This window comes from Burkholderia sp. Ac-20379, from assembly GCF_017104645.1.
In the GTDB taxonomy this organism is placed as follows: Bacteria; Pseudomonadota; Gammaproteobacteria; order Burkholderiales; family Burkholderiaceae; genus Burkholderia.
On record NZ_JAAGPF010000467.1, the window covers coordinates 1 to 4,156 of the forward strand.

Genomic DNA, 4,156 nt, shown 5'->3' on the forward strand with positions numbered 1-4,156 from the left:
AAGGCGCGCACGACCCGCCCGGCGCGCCGGCGCGGCCTCGCGCGCTGGGCCGCCTACGTGGCGGCCGTGCTGGCGCTCGCGTGGCTCGTCACCCAGCTGTACTACTTCGCGCAGATCGCGCTGTGGAACGTGATCGACCCCGGCTCGACCGCGTTCATGCGTGCCGACGCGTGGCGGCTGAAGGCCGAGACGCCGCCGGTGACGATCCAGCATCAGTGGGTGCCGTACGATCAGATCTCGCGCAACCTGAAGCGCGCCGTGATCGCCTCCGAGGACGCCGATTTCGCCAACAACAACGGCTACGAGGTCGACGCGATCCTGCAGGCCTGGGAAAGGAATCGCGCGCGCGGGCGGATCGTGGCGGGCGGCTCCACCATCTCGCAGCAGCTTGCGCGCAATCTGTTCCTGTCGAGCCAGAAGAGCTATCTGCGCAAGGGGCAGGAGCTGATCATCACCTGGATGCTCGAAACGCTGCTCGACAAGGAGCGGATCTTCGAGATCTATCTGAACTCGGTGGAATTCGGGCGCGGCGTGTACGGCGCCGAAGCGGCGGCGCGTTATTACTACAAGGAGCCGGCCAGCCGGCTCACGGCCTGGCAGGCCGCCCGGCTTGCCGTGATGCTGCCCAATCCGAAGTTCTTCGACGCCCATCGCAATTCGCCCTGGCTCGCCCAGCGCTCGCGCGTGATCGCGCGGCGGATGGGGGCGGCGGAGTTGCCTGCCTCGCAGTGAGCGGTGCGTTTCAGCGCCATCCCATCCATTGTTTGAGACGCGTCCACCGATTTGCCGTGCCGATCGAGGTGGCGGCCATCGTCGGGTCGGGAGGCGCGGTGCGTCTGGATTGCGGTTCGTTGTGGCGCGGCGAGGGAGGCGCGGGCGTGCGCAATTCCGGCGGCGGTGTTCTGACGGGGGGCGTTGATACGACACGGATAAATGTATGGTCCGGGCCGTATTCGAATCGCTCGATGAAGCTGGCTTCGCGTGGCGGCACGGGTTTGCCGTGCTCGTCGACCGAGAACGTTTCGAACTCGACGAGAGGGATGCACCACGTCGCTTGATCGCGCTCGACGCGCTCGTGCTTCTCGTTGAGACAGAAGAACGTGATGCCTTCGGGCCAGTCGGCGGCATTTTCAATCCGTTCCGATTGATTCCAGAGATATCGCAGCGTGATCCGGCCTGGATGAGGTAATGAGGGATCCTGTTTGATTTTGTCCAATGCGGCAAGACGTGAATCGGCGGGTGGCACGGCGGGCTCTCCGGAATTTGATGTACAGGCGGTCAGGTTCGCGGCGGATATCGCGATCAGGATGGTCGGGACGATCGTCTCTTTCATTTCATGAATGCATCGAAATAGCGATATCGTGCGGGATAGCGCTTTCTCCCTTCGGCTTCGCATGGGCTGCCCTTGCTGCTTCGGTACAGGTTGGCCGATTCTGCGAAATCCTCGAACAGATTGTGTTTTGCGTACTCGGAAGGTGCCTGCGGATCGCTCGCCACCGCGCGTTCCCATTCGACTTTTTTGGCCGGGTCGCTCCAGAGTGCTTGGCCGATCTGATGACCCGTCTCGTGAGTCATGGTGCTGTCGACATAGCGTTGGGGAATATTCGGCCAAGCTTTCCATGGATAGGTGGTAACGCCTTCCTCAATGCTAGCGGACGCGGCGGAGTAAAAGTCCGGAATGCCATAGTTGGCTTGCCAGTAGGCATCGTCGGGATTGCCGCGAGGGCTGACCATGATCTTCGTCAGGTTCTCCAGATGGGCGGCCGGAAGGGTTCCCAGTGCATGGGCGATCTGTTCGATCGAGAAAACGCTCGTGCCTTCGGGTGGGCGTTGTTCCGATATATAGACGTCGATGTGTCGACCTGCAATCGATGCATCGTAGGCGGTCACCGGTATCGTTCCGATTCGCGGCACCTTGATCGTGGCTGCCATACCTTCGGATAACTCAACGTCGTGCAGCGTGGCATAGAAATGCGACGGCGCGTCGATGCGCGATCGCGTGCCGTCCAGGTAGGCGCATTCGTCCGGGGTGTTGGCACCGCGCGTTGGCGCGAGGTCCGGCAAATCGGGCCTGCCGATCGAACGGAGATGCGACGCAGGGGCGGACGCCGCCGCTGATGTGTCTGGCACGCCGGCGTCGTGTCCGGGAAGCACTTCGCCGCGCCTGCGGGCCGCGCGCTCGCGCACCTCGACAAACACCCTCGCATCCCCGCCTGCAACTACTTCGTTTCGCCCGCAAGGGCACAGCACGGCGTCGCTGTTCAGCACGACCTGCCGTCCGTTATCGCTCATGCATGTACAACTGGACACTATGCGGAACACGCCTTCGCACTGTCCGCATGTGGCTGATTCGCCGTCGAGCGCGAGCTTTTTCCCGTTGTCGTCGAGTGTGGCGGCCCGAGCGAAGACGGTGCCTCCCGTTGTCGTCCGATCTCCGTTGCGAACGGCGGCTTTGCGCATGCAGAACTCTCCAAGGCGTCTTCTCGAAAGGCTCGACGCTATCGCTGCCAACCCGCCGGCCGCCTGACGCGGATCAATCTCTTCGGGCAAGGACACCGAAAGGCGACGCCAAGCCACATCGTCGATCGCGCCCCGATACAAGCTTTCGTCGTTCTGATATGCCAATATCTCAATATTTGGGCGACGCATTCAAATATTGAAGATGCCGCGCCACGGCCCCTACAATCGGCACCCATCGATATGCACGGCGCGAGACCCTCGACGGTCCGCAGCCGCCAGCAACCAGGAGACAGACGATGACGCCGATCCAGCAGTCCGCCGTTGTGCGCGCACGCTTGCCGCGAGGCGCGGCCTAGCCCGCCGCCCGCGTTCGCCCGTCACGTGACCCGCTCCCCATGACCAAGACCCCGATTTCCATTGCGCCGGCCAACGGCGCCCGTCCGTCCAACGACAGCCACGCGGATGCGCCGCTCGACACGCTGGCCGACGCCATCGGCGCAACCGGCTCGCCGCTCGACCTCGCCGCGCAACAGGCCGGCACGCAGACGCTGCTGCGCGGCCTCGCGATCATCGAGGCGATCGCCGGCGGCGCCCGCGACATGCGCGCCATCGGCGCCGCGCTCGGCACGACGCGCAGCACCACGCACCGCCTCGTCAGCAGCCTGGTGCAGGCGCGCTACCTGCGCCAGATCCAGGGCGGCTACCTGCTCGGCCCGAAGCTGATCGAACTCGGCACGGTCGCGCTCGAACAGATGCCGCTGACGGCCGTGGCCCGTCCGCACCTCGAGGCGCTGGCCGACGCGACGCTCGACACGATCCACCTCGGCGTGCGCGACGGCGACGACGTGCTCTACATCGACAAGATCCCCGGCACGCGCGGCCTCGAAATGCGCTCGCGGATCGGCCACCGGATGCCGCTCGCGTCGACCGGCATCGGCAAGGCGATGATGCTCGACCTCGTGCCCGACACCTGGGCCGCGCTGTTCGAGGCGTCGCGCCGCTCGCTGGCCGGCGTGAACTTCAAGCCCGACCGCCGCCCCGACGCCACCACCTTCCTCCAGCGCATGGCCCATTACGCGGCCGGCGGCTACACGTTCGACCTGGAGGAGAACGAAGCGTCGATCCGCTGCGTGGCCGCGCCGGTGCGCGACGCCTCGGGCGCGATCGTGGCGGCCGTGTCGGTGGCGAGCACGATTCCCTATATGCCGCTCGACCGGATGGACGAACTGATCCCGGTCTTGCAGCGCGAAGCGCGCGCCATCTCGTCGGAGCTGGGCTGGAGCGCACCCCAAACGACCCGCAGGATCAAGCGATGACGATGGACCGTCCGGACCCGAAGCCTGCCTCGCCGGCGCTGATCGCGCTCGACTGGGGCACCACGTCGATGCGCGCGTTCCTGTTCGCGGCCGACGGCACGGTGCTCGAATCGAACGCCCACGCCGCCGGCGTGATGAACCTGCCGCGCGGCGGCGGCGCGGCCGCCTTCGACGCCGCATTCGAAGCCGCCTGCGGCGCCTGGCTCGACGCCACGCCCGGCCTGCCGGTGCTGGCGGCCGGCATGGTCGGCAGCGCGCAGGGCTGGCGCGAAGCGCCTTACGTGACGACGCCGGTCGACGCCGATTCGCTGGCCGCCGGCCTGATTCGCGTCGACGCGGCGCGCGGCGTGCCGGTGGCGATCGTGCCCGGCGTGCTCGAA

At 66.1% G+C, this 4,156-nt stretch carries 5 protein-coding genes; 3 read left to right on the plus strand and 2 right to left on the minus strand.

Going from position 1 to position 4,156, the window contains the following annotated elements:
• A partial coding sequence (gene mtgA, locus G3N92_RS31420) for a monofunctional biosynthetic peptidoglycan transglycosylase (protein WP_241015138.1) occupies positions 1–732 on the plus strand: 732 nt, incomplete at its 5' end.
• A gap of 10 nt (positions 733–742) precedes the next feature.
• On the opposite strand, the gene G3N92_RS31425 is transcribed toward mtgA, so the two are convergent.
• Together G3N92_RS31425 and G3N92_RS31430 are read right to left on the minus strand one after the other, a co-directional pair.
• Positions 743–1,333 (minus strand): hypothetical protein, encoded by a 591-nt coding sequence (locus G3N92_RS31425; RefSeq protein WP_206131431.1) that lies wholly within the window; start codon positions 1,331–1,333, stop codon positions 743–745.
• On the minus strand, positions 1,330–2,460 hold the full coding sequence (locus G3N92_RS31430; RefSeq protein WP_206131432.1) for a PAAR domain-containing protein: 1,131 nt from the start codon (positions 2,458–2,460) through the stop codon (positions 1,330–1,332). Before G3N92_RS31430 ends, G3N92_RS31425 begins: the two co-directional genes overlap by 4 nt.
• 395 nt (positions 2,461–2,855) lie before the next feature.
• Here G3N92_RS31430 and G3N92_RS31435 point away from each other — a divergent pair, with 395 nt between their 5' ends.
• Positions 2,856–3,776: an IclR family transcriptional regulator gene (locus tag G3N92_RS31435; protein ID WP_206131433.1), complete on the plus strand. Its 921-nt coding sequence runs from the start codon at positions 2,856–2,858 to the stop codon at positions 3,774–3,776.
• Positions 3,773–4,156: 2-dehydro-3-deoxygalactonokinase (locus G3N92_RS31440; protein ID WP_206131434.1), on the plus strand; the 384-nt coding region annotated here is incomplete at its 3' end. The genes G3N92_RS31435 and G3N92_RS31440, both read left to right, overlap by 4 nt.

Excerpts from the sequence above, each read along its gene's own strand:
- G3N92_RS31435 (WP_206131433.1), top strand. The coding sequence starts at position 2,856 with ATGACCAAGACCCCGATTTCCATTGCGCCGGCCAACGGCGCCCGTCCG.
- G3N92_RS31430 (WP_206131432.1), bottom strand. The coding sequence starts at position 2,460 with ATGCGCAAAGCCGCCGTTCGCAACGGAGATCGGACGACAACGGGAGGC.
- G3N92_RS31425 (WP_206131431.1), bottom strand. The coding sequence starts at position 1,333 with ATGAAAGAGACGATCGTCCCGACCATCCTGATCGCGATATCCGCCGCG.